General features: G+C 74.1%; 12 protein-coding genes. 5 read left to right on the top strand and 7 right to left on the bottom strand.

Annotated features, from left to right (window positions below; genetic code table 11):
* Nucleotides 1–92 precede the first annotated feature (92 nt).
* A complete protein-coding gene (locus tag ACGF13_RS30615) occupies nucleotides 93–1775 on the bottom strand; it encodes a chitinase (protein WP_392881256.1) in 1683 nt (560 codons plus the stop codon).
* Between the two features lie 201 nt (nucleotides 1776–1976).
* On the opposite strand from ACGF13_RS30615, the gene ACGF13_RS30610 reads away from it, so the two are divergent.
* Nucleotides 1977–5216, top strand: a complete 3240-nt coding sequence (locus ACGF13_RS30610; protein ID WP_392881253.1) for a S41 family peptidase — start codon at nucleotides 1977–1979, stop codon at nucleotides 5214–5216.
* Between the two features lie 9 nt (nucleotides 5217–5225).
* On the opposite strand, the gene ACGF13_RS30605 is transcribed toward ACGF13_RS30610, so the two are convergent.
* A complete protein-coding gene (locus ACGF13_RS30605; RefSeq protein WP_392881251.1) occupies nucleotides 5226–5438 on the bottom strand; it encodes a hypothetical protein in 213 nt (70 codons plus the stop codon).
* Between the two features lie 189 nt (nucleotides 5439–5627).
* Here ACGF13_RS30605 and ACGF13_RS30600 point away from each other — a divergent pair, with 189 nt between their 5' ends.
* The 3 genes from ACGF13_RS30600 to ACGF13_RS30590 all read left to right on the top strand — a co-directional run bounded on the left by ACGF13_RS30600 (nucleotide 5628) and on the right by ACGF13_RS30590 (nucleotide 8273).
* Nucleotides 5628–6434: a phosphoribosyl-dephospho-CoA transferase MdcG domain-containing protein gene (locus tag ACGF13_RS30600; protein WP_392881248.1), complete on the top strand. Its 807-nt coding sequence runs from the start codon at nucleotides 5628–5630 to the stop codon at nucleotides 6432–6434.
* Nucleotides 6435–6595: 161 nt separating this feature from the next.
* Nucleotides 6596–7135, top strand: a complete 540-nt coding sequence (locus ACGF13_RS30595) for a carboxymuconolactone decarboxylase family protein (protein ID WP_392881245.1) — start codon at nucleotides 6596–6598, stop codon at nucleotides 7133–7135.
* 154 nt (nucleotides 7136–7289) lie between these two features.
* Nucleotides 7290–8273, top strand: a complete 984-nt coding sequence (locus ACGF13_RS30590) for a hypothetical protein (RefSeq protein ID WP_392881243.1) — start codon at nucleotides 7290–7292, stop codon at nucleotides 8271–8273.
* A 69-nt stretch (nucleotides 8274–8342) separates the two neighbouring features.
* Here the strand turns inward: ACGF13_RS30590 and ACGF13_RS30585 are convergent, their stop codons facing one another.
* From ACGF13_RS30585 to snpA (ACGF13_RS30570), 4 genes are all read right to left on the bottom strand, one after another.
* Nucleotides 8343–10424 (bottom strand): phosphocholine-specific phospholipase C, encoded by a 2082-nt coding sequence (locus ACGF13_RS30585; RefSeq protein ID WP_392881241.1) that lies wholly within the window; start codon nucleotides 10422–10424, stop codon nucleotides 8343–8345.
* 190 nt (nucleotides 10425–10614) lie between these two features.
* The gene (locus ACGF13_RS30580) at nucleotides 10615–11274 is read right to left on the bottom strand and encodes a pentapeptide repeat-containing protein (RefSeq protein ID WP_392881238.1); all 660 of its coding nucleotides are present in this window, start codon (nucleotides 11272–11274) and stop codon (nucleotides 10615–10617) included.
* A 161-nt stretch (nucleotides 11275–11435) separates the two neighbouring features.
* Nucleotides 11436–12059: a snapalysin gene (gene snpA, locus ACGF13_RS30575; protein WP_392881236.1), complete on the bottom strand. Its 624-nt coding sequence runs from the start codon at nucleotides 12057–12059 to the stop codon at nucleotides 11436–11438.
* Nucleotides 12060–12371: 312 nt separating this feature from the next.
* Entirely contained in the window at nucleotides 12372–13013 is a 642-nt protein-coding gene (gene snpA, locus ACGF13_RS30570; RefSeq protein ID WP_392881233.1) for a snapalysin, read from the bottom strand.
* A 303-nt stretch (nucleotides 13014–13316) separates the two neighbouring features.
* On the opposite strand from snpA (ACGF13_RS30570), the gene ACGF13_RS30565 reads away from it, so the two are divergent.
* The gene (locus ACGF13_RS30565; RefSeq protein ID WP_392881231.1) at nucleotides 13317–14294 is read left to right on the top strand and encodes a LysR family transcriptional regulator; all 978 of its coding nucleotides are present in this window, start codon (nucleotides 13317–13319) and stop codon (nucleotides 14292–14294) included.
* On the opposite strand, the gene ACGF13_RS30560 is transcribed toward ACGF13_RS30565, so the two are convergent.
* Nucleotides 14291–15532 carry a low temperature requirement protein A gene (locus ACGF13_RS30560; protein ID WP_392881228.1) on the bottom strand — a complete coding sequence of 414 codons (1242 nt, stop codon included), beginning with the start codon at nucleotides 15530–15532 and terminating at the stop codon, nucleotides 14291–14293. The two genes, ACGF13_RS30565 and ACGF13_RS30560, sit on opposite strands and share 4 nt — an antisense overlap.
* Nucleotides 15533–15792: the final 260 nt, after the last annotated feature.

The raw sequence follows: 15792 nt of genomic DNA, 5'->3' as shown, positions 1-15792 counted from the left end.
TTCAAGCACGGCCCCGCGGGCGGTCGGGCCGGCGGCCCGCGGGATCGGCGGCCGGTCGGATCGGCGGCCGGTCGGATCAGCCGCTCGGCGGCTCAGCGGCCGAAGTAGCCGTTGAAGTTCCTGGAGAACTCCTGGCCGCCGAACCGGTCCCAGTTGATCGACCAGGTCATCAGTCCGCGCAGGTTCGGCTGGGCGCCCGAACGCGGCACGTAGGTACCGCAGTTGGCCAGCCTGGTGAGGCAGTCGAGCGCCTTGTTCACCTCGGCCGGGGCGACGTAGCCGTTGCCCGCGTTGGTGGTGGCCGGCATGCCGACGGCCACCTTGGAGGCGGGCAGCGGCGGGAACACGTTGTTCGCGTTGCCGGCCACCGGGAAGCCCTTGAGCAGCATGTCGGTCATCGCGACGTGGAAGTCGGCGCCGCCCATCGAGTGGTACTGGTTGTCCAGGCCCATGACGGAGCCGGAGTTGTAGTCCTGGACGTGCAGCAGGGTGAGGTCGTCGCGCAGCGCGTGGATGACCGGCAGGTACGCCCCGGCGCGCGGGTCCTGGCCGCCCCAGGGGCCGGATCCGTAGTACTGGTAGCCGAGTTGGACGAAGAAGGTCTCCGGCGCCATGGTCAGAACGAAGCCCGGGCCGTACTTGGCCTTGAGGGTCTTCAGCGCGGAGATCAGGTTGACGATGACCGGGGTGGTCGGGTTCCTGAAGTCGGTGTCACCGGTGTTGAGGGAGAGCGAGTGCCCCTCGAAGTCGATGTCCAGGCCGTCCAGGCCCCACTTGTCGATGATCGCCGAGACCGAGCTGACGAAGGTGTCCCGGGCGGCGGTGGTGGTCAGCTGGACCTGGCCGTTCTGGCCGCCGATCGAGATCAGCACCTTCTTGCCCTGGGCCCGCTTGGCGGCGATGGCGGCCCTGAACTCGTCGTCCGACTCGACGGTCGGGCACTCGGTGGCCGGGCAGCGGTTGAAGCGGATGTCGCCGGAGGTGACGGAGGTGGGCTCGCCGAAGGACAGGTCGATGAAGTCCCAGGAGTTCGGGACGTCGGCCATCCGGGTGTAGCCGGCGCCGTTGGCGAAGCTCGCGTGCAGGTAGCCGACCAGGGCGTGGCTGCCGGCGGGCGGGCTGGTGGGCGTGCCGGTCGGGGTGCCCGTCGGAGTCCCGGTCGGCGTCGCGGTCGGCGAGGGGGTGCCGGTGGGCGTCGCGGTCGGGGAGGCGGTGGCGGTCGGCGTGGGCGTCGGGCTGGGCGCGCCCGGGCCGTCCAGCGAGATGTCGTCCGCGTAGTAGGTGCCCTGCCCGTACCAGCCGTGGGTGTACACGGTGGCGCTGGTCTGGTTGGCCCCGGTGGTGAAGCTGACGCTGAGCTTCTGGTACGAGCCGCCGGTGCCCGGCGTCCAGGTGCTCGGGCCGCCGCCGTCCACGCCCAGGTAGACGTACGAGCCGTTGACGAAGGCGCTGAGCGTGTAGGTGGTGTTCGGGGCGACGGTGACGGTCTGGGCGCACTGGGCGGTGTCGCCGGCCGTGGCGGCCGCGGCGAGCGCGCGGCTGCCCCCGTGCACGGGGGCGGTGACGACGCTGCCGGAGTTGCCGGTGCAGCTCCAGGGGCCGAGCGAGCCGGACTCGAAGCCGCCGTTGACCAGGAACTCGCCGGCCGAGGCGGTGGGCGCCAGGCCCAGCGTGACGCCGACCAGGGCGGCCGCGGCGACGGCGGAGGCGGTACCGGCGGCGAGGGCCGCGCGGCGGCCCCTGACCGGGGTCTTGGGCATGGGTGTTCTGCGCATGCGGGTGCTCCTGCGATGGCGCGGTCGTGGGGGGACGTCCGAGGGCACGCCGGAGCACGCGCCAGTGGGGGGAACGGCCCGGCCTGGCACCCAAGTTGGACTAGACCACTGAAGTGGATTCGACAGGGCGGTGTCAATGGTCCAGACCGGTTCCCGGCGTCTCCGGTTGCCGGGGGTGACACCCCGTCGAAGGATGGAGGGGTGACCCCGCCCGGCTACCTCCGCTACCCCCACCTACACGGCGGCCTGCTCACCTTCACCGCCGAGGACGACGTCTGGATCGCCCCGCTGGACGCCGACGGCGCCGGCACCGGCCGGGCCTGGCGGGTCGGCTGCGACCGCACCCGGGTCAGCCACCCCCGCTTCTCCCCCGACGGCGCCACCCTCGCCTGGACCAGCTGGTTCGGCCTGACCCCCGAGGTGTGGACCGCCCCGGTCGACGGCGGCGAGGCGAGCCGGCTCAGCTTCTGGGGCAGCCACGACACCCGGGTGCGCGGCTGGCTGCCGGACGGCGAGGTGCTGGCCGTCACCTCCTACCACGAGCCTTTCGGCCACTACACCTGGGCGCACGCCCTGCCACCGGACGGCTCCCCCGGCCGCCGGATGCCCTGGGGGCCGGTCGGCGACGCCCAGATGAGCCGCGAGCGGACCGTGCTGCTCACCGGCGCCGCCCCGCACGAGCCGGCCGCCTGGAAGCGCTACCGCGGCGGCGCCATCGGCCGGCTCTGGGTGGACGGCGAGCGGATCCTGCCCGAGCACACCGGGCACCTCGCCGCACCGATGCCGGTCACCGGAGCGCTCGGCAGCCGGATCGCCTTCCTCTCCGACCACGAGGGCATCGGCAACGTCTACTCCTGCCGCCCGGACGGGACCGACCTGCGCCGGCACACCGACCACGCCTCCTACTACGCCCGCGAGGCCGCCACCGACGGCACCCGGATCGTCTACCAGCACGCCGGCGACCTCTGGCTGCTGGACGGCCTGGACGCCCCCGCCCCGCACCTGCTGCACGTCCCGCTCGGCGGCGCCCGGGCCGGCCGCCGCCCGTACCAGGTCAACACCGCCGGCCAGGTCAAGGACCTCGCCTGCGACCAGACCGGCCGGGCCGGGGTGATCACCGTGCGCGGCAGCCAGTACTGGCTCACCCACAAGGACGGTCCGGCCCGCACGCTCGCCGACACCCCCGGGGTGCGCACCCGGCTGCCGGTGGTGCTCGGGCACACCGGCGAGGCGGCCTGGATCACCGACGCCGAGGGGGCCGACGCGATCGAGGTGGTGCCGCTGCCCGGCCACGCCGGGCCGCCGGGCCACCAGGGCTCGGACCGGCACCGCCACCGGCTGCTCGCCGCCGGACGGATCGGCCGCGTCCTGGAGCTCACCGCCTCCCCCGACGGCAGCCGGCTCGCCGTCACCACCTCGGACGGGCGGCTGCTGCTGCTCTCCGCCGCCGACGGCGAGGTCCGCGAGGTGGCCGCCTCCGGCTACGGACCGGTCTCCAGCGCCCGCTTCTCCCCCGACTCGCACTGGATCGCCTGGTCCGAGCCGGTCGCCGGGCGCTCGCTGCGCCGCATCCGGCTCACCCGCGCCGACACGCCCGCGGGGACCACCGACGTCACCGACGGCCGGTTCGAGGACGAGCAGCCGGTGTTCACCCGGGACGGCCGCTACCTGGCCTTCCTGTCCTGGCGCGGCTTCGACCCGGTCCACGACGTGCACACCGGCGACCTCTCCTTCCCGGTCGGCTGCCGCCCGTACCTCGTGTCGCTCGCCGCCGACACCCCCTCACCGTTCGCCGCCCCGGCCGAGGACGGCGCCCCGCACGGCGACGGCGGCGGCGACGGCACCGTCCGGGTCGACCCGGAGGGCATCGGCGAGCGGCTGCTCCAGTTCCCGGTGATCGCCTCCAAGTACTCGGCCACCGACGCGGTGCGCGGCGGCCTGGTCTGGCTGCGCTGGCCGATCTCCGGCACCCTCGGACAGACCTTCGCCAGCCCGGAGGACACCTCGGGGCGCCCCTCACTGGAGCACTTCGACCTCGCCCGGGGCACCCGCAGCACCCTGGTCGACAAGCTGGACGGCTACGCCGTCTCCGGGGACGGCGGCTCGATCGTGGTCTACTCGGCCGGGGCGCTGCGGGTGATCCCGGTCGCCGCCCCCGCCGCCGGCACCACCGTCGACCTGCGCCGGATCACCCACACCGTGCACCCGGCCGCCGAGTGGCGCCAGGCGTACCACGAGGCGGCCCGGATCGTCCGGGACCAGTTCTGGGACGAGCGGATGTCCTGCCTGGACTGGCCCGCGCTGGTCGCCCAGTACGAGCCGCTGCTGGACCGGGTCTGCTCCCCCGACGACTTCGCCGACCTGCTGCGCGAACTCCTCGGCGAACTCGGCACCTCGCACGCCTACGTCACCCCGTCCCGGCGCGCCGAGGGCCCCGTCCTCGCCCAGCAGCCGCTCGGCCTGCTCGGCGCCAACACCCGTCACTCCCCCGACGGCCGCTGGCTGGTCCACCGGGTGCTGCCCGGCGAGACCTCCGACCCGCGCGCCCGCGCCCCGCTGGCCGCCCAGGGCGTCCGGGACGGCGACGAGGTCCTGGAGGTCGGCGGCCGCCCGGTGGACCCGGTGCGCGGACCGCTGCCGCTGCTGGCCGGCACCGGCGGCAGCACCCTGGAACTGGCCCTGCGCGGCGGCCCGGACGGCCCGGTGCGGCGGATCGTGGTCACCCCGCTGACCGACGAGCGGCCCATCCGCTACCAGAACTGGGTGGCCAGACGGCGCTCCCTGGTCCGGGAGTTCAGCGACGGGCGGTGCGGCTACCTGCACATCCCGGACCTCGGCGGCTCCGGCTGGGCGCAGTTCAACCGGGACCTGCGGCGCGAGCTGGACAAGCCCGCACTGGTCCTGGACGTGCGCGGCAACGCCGGCGGCAACGTCTCCGAACTGGTGCTGGAGAAGCTCTCCCGGCACGTCCTGGCCTGGGACTTCAGCCGGGGCCGCCACCCGGTGCGCTGGCCCCGGCACGCGCCGCGCGGACCGCTGGTGGCGCTGGCCGACGAGGCCACCAGCTCGGACGGCGACGTGATCATCGCGGCGATCAAGCTGCTCGGGCTCGGCCCGGTGATCGGCACCCGCACCTGGGGCGGGGTGGTCGGGATGAGCGGGCGGCACACCCTCGGCGACGGCACCCAGATCTCGGTGCCGAAGAACGCCTCCTGGTTCGGCGGCGGCCTCGGCTGGTCGGTGGAGAACCGGGGCGTCGAGCCGGACGTGCACGTGCTGCGCACCCCGCGCGACTGGGCGCGGGGGCGCCACCCGGAACTGGTCACCGCCGTCCAGCTGGCCCTGGACCTGCTGGAGGACGTGCCCGCCGCGGCGCCCCCGCCGGAGTCCACGCCCCGGCCGGACCTGCGGCGCCCGCCGCTGCCGCCCCGTACGGGCTGAGTCCGGGGCTCAGCCCCAGGGGTCGCCCTCGGAGGTCATGTTCTCGGCGGCACGCCGGTCGGCCTCCTCCTGGGCGAGCTTCTCCTGCTGGTCCCGGGTGCGCTCGACGTCGTTGGTGTACGCGTCGGCGGCCTCGTCGTGGGCGAGGGCGGCGCGCTGGGCGGCCTCCTGCCCGGCGGACTCGTGCTGCGACCGGTGGAACAACCTCTCGAAGATGCCCATGACTCCTCCAAAGGGGATGGACGGAAGGTCTGATGACCGGGCTGCCCCCACTCTCACACCGGGTGCCCACGGGCGCACCTTGAGCCTTTGGTCCCTGGTGGACGCGCCCAAGGGCCGTAGCCGGGGGCCGCCGGCCGGGCGCAGATTGGGGCCGTCGGCGAAAATCGACGCCACCCTCTGGAGCCCGCTGTGACCGTCGTACACCCCGGAAGCCACGCCCGGCGCACCGCCGAGGACCCGCACGACGGACCGCGCCGGCGGGTCGGTCCGCTGGCCGCCCTGGACGGCCGGCTGCCCGGCACCCACGACCTGCTGCTGATGCAGTGCCCCAGCTCGCTGCGGCCCCTCGCCGGCGGCGAGCTGCCGGACTGGGCGCGGGCGGTGCTGCGGGCGAACCCCTGGGTCACGGTCGGCCGGGCGCCCGCCGTGGTCGGCAACCCGGTCGACCTGCCGCACCCCCAGCGCTGCACCCGGGACCCGGAGGCGGCGCCCGAGCTGTGGTTCCCGGTGACCGTGCGCGGCCCGCGCCCCGGTCAGCGGATGGACGCGCTGGCCCCCTGGGCGGCGGTGGCCAGGACGCTGCGGCCCGAGCAGCTCGCCGAACGGCGCGAGCGGCTGGCCCCCGAGCGGCTGGCCGGCATCCCGGCGCTGGCCCTGCTGCCGGAGGTCGGCCGGCTGGTGGCGGACCACCGGCTCCCCTGGGGGCCGATCGGCGCGGTCGGCTACGAGCTGGGCAGCGGGGTGCCGGTGGCGGGGCCGCTCAGCCCGCTGCGGCTGGTGCTGCGCTCCCCGCAGCCGATCAGCCGGCGCGACGCCCTGCAGCTGCGACGGGCGCTGACCAAGCTGCCGGTGCCCGTGCAGGCCGAGCTGGAGACCCGGCACGGCGCGGTCCAGCTGGCCGAGTACGCCTCCGGCGCCCACAGCCTGACCCTGCTGACCTCCGACGGGCCCCGGGAGGTCCACGACCCCTGGTTCCCCCGGGGGCCGTTCGCCTGAGCGGCCGGACCGGCGGGGCAGACGGGGCAGGCGGGGCAGACGGGGCAGGCGGAACCGGCCGGTCGCTCCCGTCCGGTCAGGGCAATCTCGGAGTTGGCGGCCCGGCCCGGCACTCGTGAGGATGGAGCGCCGTCCGTCCTGCCCAGCCAAGGGAGCGCACCGTGCCGCACATCGCCATCGACAACGGACTGCCGGGGATCAGCGGCCTGCTGACGCTGCGTCCGGACACCGCCGCCCCACTGGGCATGCTGGCCGACGCACTGCTGCGGGCCCCGGCCCCGATGAGCCGGGGCGAGCGCGAGCTGGTCGCCGCGTACGTCTCCCACCTCAACGGCACCCGCTTCTGCGAGGGGGCCCACAGCGCCTTCGCCGCGGCGCAGTTGGACGGCGGCGAGGACCTGGTGAAGGCGGCCCTGGCCGACCTCTCGTCCGCGCCGCTCCCGGAGCGGATGCGGGCCCTGCTGCGGATCGCGGCGCAGGTGCAGGCGCAGGCCGCGCCGGTCTCGCCGGAGGCGGTGGCGGCCGCCCGCGCGGCCGGCGCCGGTGACACCGAGATCCACGACACCGTGCTGATCGCCGCCGCGTTCTGCATGTACAACCGGTACGTCGACTGCCTGGCCACCGACCTTCCCGCGGACCCGGGCTACTACGCCGAGGGGGCGAAGCGGATCGTCGACTCCGGCTACGGCCACGGGAACTGAGCCGCGGGAGCCCGGCGGATCGGGCGGCGCCGTCCTCGGACGGCGCCGCCCGAGCGCGTTCCGACACGGCACGACGGAAGAAGCGGCCGACCGGCCGCACCGCCAGGATGTCAGCCGTCGAGCACCGGGTCCCCTGCCGAATCGAGGCTCCGCCATGAGTACTTTCGCGTCCGGCCGGCCGAACGCGCCGGCCGATCCCACCCCGCGCCAACTCGCCTCCCGCACCTCGCTGTTCGTCACCGGGGACTTCCCCCGGCGGCGCTGGCTCACCCTGCTGCTCAGTACCGCCGGCGGACTGCTGCTGGCGTACGCCTGGAACGCGAAGCTGGTCGACGACGAGATCGGCTTCAGCAGCGCCGACGCCCTGCTCGGGCACGACGCCCACGGCACGCCGATCACCGGAGTGCTCTCCGGCATCCTGTTCGCCTTCGTCTCCGGACTGGCCGGCTCGTTCACCGCCTGCAACATCGCGGCCTTCGGCGCGGTCGGCCCGCTGGTCGGGCAGACGCCCTCGCTGCGCGGCAGGCTGCTGCACGTCGCCCGGCCACTGGGGTGGATCTTCGCGGGCATGGCGCCGGTCTCCGCCGCCTACGGGGCGCTGGTCGGCCTCGTCGGCACGCACATGCCGCAGTTCTCGACGGCCGCGGCCAAGGGCCTGACGCCCCGGTCCATCCAGTCGATGGTGACCTTCGGCCTGATCGGGCTCGTGATGATCGTGCTCGGCCTGGCCGCCGTCGGTCTGGTCCGGGACCCGCTGGCCGGCCTCTCCCGCCGCTTCCCGAACGCGCCGCTGGTGCTCGTCGGCGCGCTGATCGGCGGCTTCCTGGTGGGCCGGCCGTACCCGCTCTTCCGCGACCTGTTCCGGCACGCCGCCGACAGCCACGACCCGGTCTACGGCGCCGGCGCGTTCCTCCTGCAGTCGATCGGCAACATCGCGGTCATGGCGCTGCTGTTCGTGCTGCTCACCTACACGGCGGGCGGGCGACTGCAGCGCCGGCTGGCGGCCGGGCCCGCCCGGATCAGCGTGCTGACCGCGGCGGCCTTCCTGGTCGCCGGGGTCTTCACCGTCGTCTACTGGGACGTGCGGATCCTGGGCCGGCTCGGCTACATCTGGTTCCCGCCCTCCCCCTGGTCCTGAGGCCGGCGGCCGAACCGCCGCGGGCCCCGACCACCGGTGAGCGGTCGGGGCCCGCGGCGCCGGGAGCGGTCAGCCGGTGACGCTCGGCGCGCCCGTCTCCAGGTGGCCGGTGAACCGCTGGGACCAGCTGCTGTCGGCGTCCACCGTGACGGTGAAGTCGTACCAGCCGTTGGTGTAAGCCACCGCGTTGAAGAAGTCGTCGACGCTGCCGCCGGCCGGGACCTGGTACGTCCAGGGGCCGTCCGTCCGGTAGTTGTTCGAGGCGATGGTGAAGGTCATCGGCGTGCTGCCCGAGTTGGCGAGCCTGAACCAGAGCGCGAGCTTGCCCGTCCCCGGCTCGACCGCGTACGAGGCGGTGACGGCCGCGCTCTTGCCCGCCTTGGTGAGGTCTCCGGTGAAGCGGCGCAGGAAGCGGTTCGGGCCGACGACGGTCAGGTCGTACCTGCCGTTGCCGAAGCCGTTGGTGCCGCAGTTGAAGAAGTCGGTGACGGGGCTGCCGGAGTCGACGGTGTACTGCCAGGGGCCGCCGCCGCGGTAGGCGTTGGCGTAGGCCGCGAAGTGCGAGGCGCGGGCGGCGCCTTCGTTGGACATCTTCACCCAGACGTGCATGACACCACTGGCGTCGGCGTCCCAGTGGTCCAGGTTGGCGTTCGGCTGGTACGGCAGGGCGCGCGCCGGGCGGGTGCCGGACTCCTGCACCGGCAGCTGGTTGTTCACCGGGGCCGGGTTGGGCAGCGGACCGCAGGCGGACAGACCGATGGTCTGCGAGGTGTCGGGCAGCGCGGGCAGGCCGTACACCGGGTTGGCGAAGTCGAACACGCTGGTCAGGTCGCCGCAGACCTTGCGGCGCCAGTCGCTGATGTTCGGGCAGGTGGCGGGCTTGCCGAGGGCGGCCGTCCAGACCTCCAGGAAGCGCAGCACCGAGGTGTGGTCGAAGGTCTCGGAGTTGACCCAGCCGCCGCGGGTCCAGGGCGAGACGGCGATCAGCGGGACGCGGAAGCCGAGGCCGATGTTGGTGCCGTTGTAGAACTCGCCGGGGGTGCCGGCCGGGGCGGCCGGCGGCGGGACGTGGTCGAAGAAGCCGTCGTTCTCGTCGTAGTTGAGGAACAGGACGGTCGAGTCGAAGACGTTCGGGTCCGCGTTGAGTGCGTCGATCACCATGTGGACGAAGTGCGCGCCGTCGGCCGGGGTGGCGTACGGGTGCTCGGAGGAGGCCTGGTCGGCGACGATCCAGGAGACCTGCGGGAGGGTGCCGGCCAGCACGTCGGCCTTGATCGCGGCGGCGATGTCGTCCGGGGTCCGCCCGGTGGCCTTGGGCACCGAGCCCATGCCCTTGACGGCCAGCGGGCTGCCGGCCGCGGCGCCCGTGAAGTTGCTGAAGTACGCCAGGGCGTTGTCGCCGTAGTTGTCGGCGGCGTTCTGGTAGACCTTCCAGCTGACGCCCGCGCTCTCCAGCGCCTCGGCGTAGGTCTGCCAGCGCAGGCCCTTCTCCTCGCCGCCGTCGTAGGCCGGGCCGCCGGCGGCGCCGGCCGGGTCGATCTGGCCGGACCAGTGGTAGGTGCGGTTGGGGCCGGTCGCGCTCAGTACGGAGCAGTGGTAGGCGTCGCAGATGGTCCAGTTCTCGGCCAGCGCGTAGTGGAACGGGATGTCCTGGCGGGTGAGGAAGCCGAGCGTGCGGACGTTGCCCTTGGCGGCGACCCAGGAGTCCAGCTTGCCGCCGTTCCACGCCTTGTGCTGGTCGGACCAGCCGTGGCTGAGGTCCCCGTTGCACTGGGCCAGGCGCTCGGGGTCGGCGCCGCCGGCCGGCTTGGTCTGGCTGAACTGCCACGGGTACTGCCGGCCGAACAGGCCGTTCGGCTGGTTGAAGACGCTGTAGCCGCCGGAGATCTGGATGGCGCTGCGGTCGGCGAAGCCGCGCACGCCGCGCAGCATGCCGAAGTAGTGGTCGAAGCTGCGGTTCTCCTGCATCAGGATCACCACGTGCCGGGCGTCGGTGATGGTGCCGGTCGTGCTGAGCGCGGTGGTGGCGGCGGTCGCGGCCGTGCCGCTCGGGGCGGCCCCCGCGGCTCCGGCGCCGGTGCCGGCCACGGCGAGGCCTGCCGCGGCGGCACCGGACAGCGCGACGAACTTCCTACGACTCAACTCGGCCATCAGCCCGGCCCGTCCCTTCGCTGGCGATGTTGTGTACACAAGTCGGGGCTCACTCGATCGCGCAGCAGTCTCCACCCCGCGCCAGGCCTCCCACCAGATGCGCGCGGCAGGATTGGCGGACTGTTCGTCCGGGTGTCACCGGGCGACGCCCGGCTGAACGGGCGGAGGAGGCCGGACACAACCCGGGTGTTCAGCGGTCCTTGACCTCGATCCCCAGCGCGTGGGCGAACTGCGGCGCCAGTTCCAGCAGTTGGGTGGAGCTGATGACCGCGCCCCGCAGCCCCTGGTGGCCGTCGACCAGGCCGAGCCGGACGGCCCCGCGCAGGTCGGTCCGGCTCAGCGTCGCGCCGCGCAGCCGGACCTCCTCCAGCGTGGAGCCGGGGAAGGAGACACCGGTCAGCTTCGCCTCGCCGAAGTCCACGTCGCGCAGCAGGCAGTCCTCGAAGACGACGTCCCGCAGGACGGCCGAGCGCAGGTTGACCGCCTCCAGCTTGCAGCCGCGGAACACCACCCGGCGCAGCGCCGAGCCGTACCCGGCGACCCCGGCGAGCACCCCGCCGACGAAGGCGCTGTCCTGCCACTCGGAGTCGCTCAGGTCGCAGGCGACCCAGCGGCCGGCCTGCACCCAGACCTCGTTGAACCGGGCCTGGCGCAGCTTGACCCCGCTGAGCGCGACGCCGGTGAAGGCGCACTCCAGGAAGGCCGCCCCGGCGCCCGACTCGTCGGTGTGCTCGCCGCCGTCGAAGTGCGCGGTGTCGTAGCGCTCGTCGCTGCGCAGCGGCCCGCCGTGCGGGCGCAGCAGCTCGGCGTACGGGAGGTCGGCGAGCCGGTCGGGGACGGAACGGGGCATGGCGGTGGCTCCTGGCGGTCGGGGGCGGAGGGGTCTCGCCCGCATGCTCGCACGCGGCACCGACAGCCCCCGGCGGCGCACCGACGCGGCGGCGCCCCGGACCGGCCGCACCGACGCGACCGGTCCGGGGCTCACTGCCCTGGCCGTGGGAAGGCTGCGGGTCAGCCGCGCACCCAGAGCGAGTTGACCCGGGTGCGCTCGGCGCCGTTCGGGTAGGGGTTGGTGCAGGAGGTGCCGGGGCCGCCGCCCGACATCAGCTCGCTGCACGGGCCGGAGTAGTGGTCCGGCAGACCGAGCACGTGGCCGGTCTCGTGCGCCACCACGCGCACCGAGCTGTACTGCTGGTTCTGCGCGTAGTCGAGGAAGACGTAACCGCGCCCGTGGCCGTCGGTGCTGGCGTAGGAGCCGCGGCTGTCGTTGCCCTCGTAGTAACGGAAGTCGGCGGCCGAACCGGACCGCAGCTGGACGTTGGTGACCGAACTGTTCCAGATCTGCGCGGCCTGGGATATCTGGTTGCGGAAGGACGGGGCGGAGCTGGCGTCATAGGTGACGGTGACGGTCGCCAGGCCCGGGTTGGCGGCCTGCTTGGCCTTGGCGGAGGCCATCACGGCCTGGAAGAAGGCCTGGTTGTCCGCCGCCTCCGCGGCCGAACCGGCGTACGTCGTGGCCGTGTAGCCCTGCACGGCCGGGGCGGCCGGCGCCGCGGCGGCGGCGGTGGTGGGCAGGACGGCGAGGCCGGCCGCGAGGGCGAGGCCGAGGGTGGCGGACAGCACGGATCGCTTCATGTGGGGGCTCCGATTCCTGGGGTGACGTGGCCGGTTGGGGGCCGGCCACGGGGAACACCTGGTCAACGGGTGGTGTCCCCAGAGCTTCGGGCAACCCGGTGCGTGCGCGGATGATGCCAACCCGCGATAGCACGATCCAATACCCCTGCCGTGGAACGGAATTGAGTCGCCTTTTCCTCGACTTGACTCATTCGTGCCCCTGGCATTCCGTTCCGGCGGCGGCTAGGCTCCCGTGCGGGGAAGTACCCGGAGCGGCGGGCGGCCCGATTCCGGCCGGGCGGCCCGCCGCGCCGAACCCGCTTGCCGGGCGTGTCAGTCGCGCGCCGCCAGGCCGTTCGACCAGAGGTAGTCGACCTGACTGCGCTCGTTGCCGTCGGGGTACGGATTGGTGCAGGACGGGCCGGGGCCGCCGCCCGACATCAGCTCGCTGCACGGGCCGGAGTAGTCGTCGGGCAGGCCGAGCACGTGACCGGTCTCGTGCGCCACCACGCGCAGCGAGCTGTACTGCTGGTTCTGCTGGTAGTCGAGGAAGACGTAGCCGTGGCCGTGCCCGTCGGTGCTGGCGTACGAGCCGCGGCTGTCGCTCCCCTCGTAGTACGAGAAGTCGCCGTTGCCGCCGGTCTCCTGGAGCCGCACGTTGCGCTCCGAGCCGTTCCAGATCTGCGCGGCCCGGGATATCTGACTCGTGAAGGAGGGCGCGTTCGCGGTGTCGTAGGTGACGGTGACGGTCAGCAGCCACGGGTCGGCGGCCTGCCGGGCCTTGGCCGAGGCCATCACGGCCCGGAAGAAGGCCTGGTTGTCCGCGGTCTCCGCGGCCGGACCGGCGGACGTCGAGGGGGTGTAGCCCTGGAGGGCCGGCCCGGCCGGGGCCGCTGAGGCCGCGGCGGCGGGCAGGGTCGCGAGGCCGGCCGCGAGGGCGAGGCCCAGTGCGGCGGACAGCACGGATCGCTTCATGTGGGGGCTCCGGTTTCGCGGTGCGCCGGCTCGCCGGGGCCGGTGGGGCCGGGCCCGGGACGGCGCACGGTGGGGGGCCGCCCCGACGGTGTGGCCGGGGCGGGTTGCTGCCCACCGAGCTTCGACCCGCCCGGTGCCGTCACGGATGATGCCAACCGGCGATAGCACCGCCGCATGACCGCCCGGTTCGCCGCGCGCCGGGCCGGTCGACCGGCCGGTCGGTCCGCCGACCGGCTCTTCGGCACGCCTTGAATGCCTGTCATGTCCTTGGCGATACGGTGCGGCGACGTCTATGCTCCGGACGTGGAGCTCGACGTGAGACACCTCCGGGTGCTGTGCGCGATCGCCGACAGCGGCAGCCTCCGCAAGGCCGCGCTCCAGCTCGGCATGACCCAGCCCTCCCTCACCACCCAGCTGCACCGCATCGAACGGGCCATCGGCGGCACCCTGTTCACCCGCGAGCAGACCGGCAGCCGGCCCACCGCGCTCGGCCACTCGGTGCTCTCCCGGGCCCGGCCGGTGATCACCGAGATGGCCGCCCTGGTGGCCGCCGCCCGCCAGGAGGCCCGGGACTCGGCCGGGCCAGGACGACAGCGGCGGCTGCGGATCGGCAGCGTCGGCAGCCGGGCGGTCGCGGCCTGGCTGCGCCGGGTGCACGAGCGGCTGCCGGACACCGACACCACCATCCACGTGGACGTCTCGGCCAGCGCGCTGCTGCGGATGGTCGCCGCCGACCAACTGGACGTGGCCTTCGTGTACGAGTGCGAGGGCTTCCCGCTGCGGGTGCCGCCGGACGCCGAGCACCGGGTACTGATGGCCAGGGAGCCGCAGTTCGTCGCGCTCGCCGCCGGACACCCGGCCGCCGCCCGGCCGGTCGTCCACCTGGCCGACCTCGCCGAGGACACCTGGATGGTCGACCCGACCGCCGACCACGAGTACGCGGCGATGCGCCGGGTGTTCGGCGAGGCCGGGCTCAACCCCCGGGTCGTCCAGGTGCGGGACAACGCCACCGCCGCCGAGCTGGTCGCCTCCGGCGAGGCCGTCCGCCCGTGCCAGCCGACCTCGTTACCCGGCCCCGGCACGGTGGTCCGCCCGGTGTACGGGGACCCTCTGGCCGTCCGACTGCTGTTCACCTGGCGTCCGCGGGTGCTCAGCCCGCCCGCCCTGGACGCGCTGTACGGCGAACTGCGGGCCGCCTACCTGGATCTGGCCAGGGTCAACCCGGCCTACCTGGACTGGCTGGCGGAGCACGAGCCGGTGCTGCTGGAACGGGTCGGCTAGCCGGCGCCCGCCCGCCGGCCCCGCGCCCACACGCCCGCCCGCCGGCTCTCCCGGCCGTGGATCAGCACGCCCACCGCCACCGTCAGCGCGCAGACCAGGCCCGCCGCGAGCACCCCGGCGCCGCCGAGCGCGGTGCAGGCCAGCACCAGCGCGGCCCCCACCGGCGCCACCGCCTGGGCCGCCGCACCCCGCTTGGTGTGCCGGGAGTGCAGGAGCCAGACCGTGAGCAGGTAGAGCGCGGTGGGCACGGTGACGGTCGCGGTGGCGGCGGTGTCCGGGATGTGCGCCTGGCGCACCGCCGACTCCACCGCGACCTCCAGCCCGGTGCCGATCGCCGCCGCCGACCCGAACACCAGGTAGTGCCCGTAGCCCCAGACCAGTGCCTGCCGGTTGGAGCGCAGGTGCTCGTGGACGGACCGGGCGAAGTAGATCCACCAGGCCGAGAAGCAGATCAGCAGCCCGCCGGCCGCCACCGGCACCAGGCGGCCCAGGTCCTCGTGCTCGTCCACCCCCGACTGCACCGCGACGGTGGCCGCGGCCACCGTCTCACCGAGCACGATCAGGGTGAACAGCCCGTACCGCTCGGCGATGTGGTGCGGGTGCCAGGAGGTCCGCATCCGCAGCTCGGCGATCACCGGCACGGCCAGCTCGCACAGCACCCCGAGCGGGATGACGTACGGGCGGACGTCGTGCGGCAGGAACAGCACCACCACCCAGCCGACCTGGCAGAGCGTGATCCCCGCCGCGTAGCCCAGCGCGACCCTTCGCGCCAGGCCCTGCTCGCTGGCGGCCGCGCGCAGCCACTGGGTGACCATCGCCAGCCGCATCACCACGTAGCCGGCGATCACCAGCGTCAGGTCCTGGGTGGCGAACAGCCGCGGCACCCCGGCGGCGAGGATCAGCACCCCGGCGATCTGCACCAGCGTGGTGATCCGGTACGGCACGTCGTCGACGTCGTACGCGGAGGCGAACCAGGTGAAGTTCATCCAGGCCCACCAGATCGCGAAGAACGCCAGCGCGTAGCCGCGCAGCCCGTCGCCGTAGTGCCCGGCCGCCAGGGCGTGGGCCAGTTCCCGCCCGGCCTGGCCGACCGCGACCACGAAGCAGAGGTCGAAGAACAGCTCCAGCGGGGTGGAGACCCGGTGCGGCTCGTGCCGGTCGCGCGGGACCATCCGGCGCACCGGCGGCGGATCGACGGGGTGGCTGTGGGGTGCCGCGGCAGCGGGGTCACTGGCCATCGGAGCTGCTCCGGAGTCGGGAAGGGGGGGCGGAAAGGGCCTGTCCCGCGCATCCTGGCAGCGGTCCGGACCGGGCGCACGCATCGGCGCGGCAGGTGTGCACGCGCGGGCACGACGGTGTGCGCGCACGGACCAGGGGCGGGAAGCCCCCTCACACCCCGGGGCGCAATGGCAGGAATGCCCCTTTTTTCCTTGCTGTCAGCCGTAGTTGACGCTCCGGTGCGCGAACCGGGTGACAGCTCGGCGGGTTTCCGGGCGTG

The organism is Kitasatospora sp. NPDC048286 (assembly GCF_043201735.1).
In the GTDB taxonomy this organism is placed as follows: Bacteria; Actinomycetota; Actinomycetes; order Streptomycetales; family Streptomycetaceae; genus Kitasatospora.
The sequence above is the reverse complement of the archived record's forward strand: the minus strand, read 5'-3'. Positions and strand labels throughout refer to the sequence as shown.

Bases quoted from the DNA above. Each gene is read 5' to 3' on its own strand.
- ACGF13_RS30615 (WP_392881256.1), bottom strand. From the start codon at position 1,775: ATGCGCAGAACACCCATGCCCAAGACCCCGGTCAGGGGCCGCCGCGCG.
- ACGF13_RS30605 (WP_392881251.1), bottom strand. From the start codon at position 5,438: ATGGGCATCTTCGAGAGGTTGTTCCACCGGTCGCAGCACGAGTCCGCC.
- ACGF13_RS30590 (WP_392881243.1), top strand. From the start codon at position 7,290: ATGAGTACTTTCGCGTCCGGCCGGCCGAACGCGCCGGCCGATCCCACC.
- ACGF13_RS30585 (WP_392881241.1), bottom strand. From the start codon at position 10,424: ATGGCCGAGTTGAGTCGTAGGAAGTTCGTCGCGCTGTCCGGTGCCGCC.
- ACGF13_RS30580 (WP_392881238.1), bottom strand. From the start codon at position 11,274: ATGCCCCGTTCCGTCCCCGACCGGCTCGCCGACCTCCCGTACGCCGAG.
- snpA (WP_392881236.1), bottom strand. From the start codon at position 12,059: ATGAAGCGATCCGTGCTGTCCGCCACCCTCGGCCTCGCCCTCGCGGCC.
- snpA (WP_392881233.1), bottom strand. From the start codon at position 13,013: ATGAAGCGATCCGTGCTGTCCGCCGCACTGGGCCTCGCCCTCGCGGCC.
- ACGF13_RS30560 (WP_392881228.1), bottom strand. From the start codon at position 15,532: ATGGCCAGTGACCCCGCTGCCGCGGCACCCCACAGCCACCCCGTCGAT.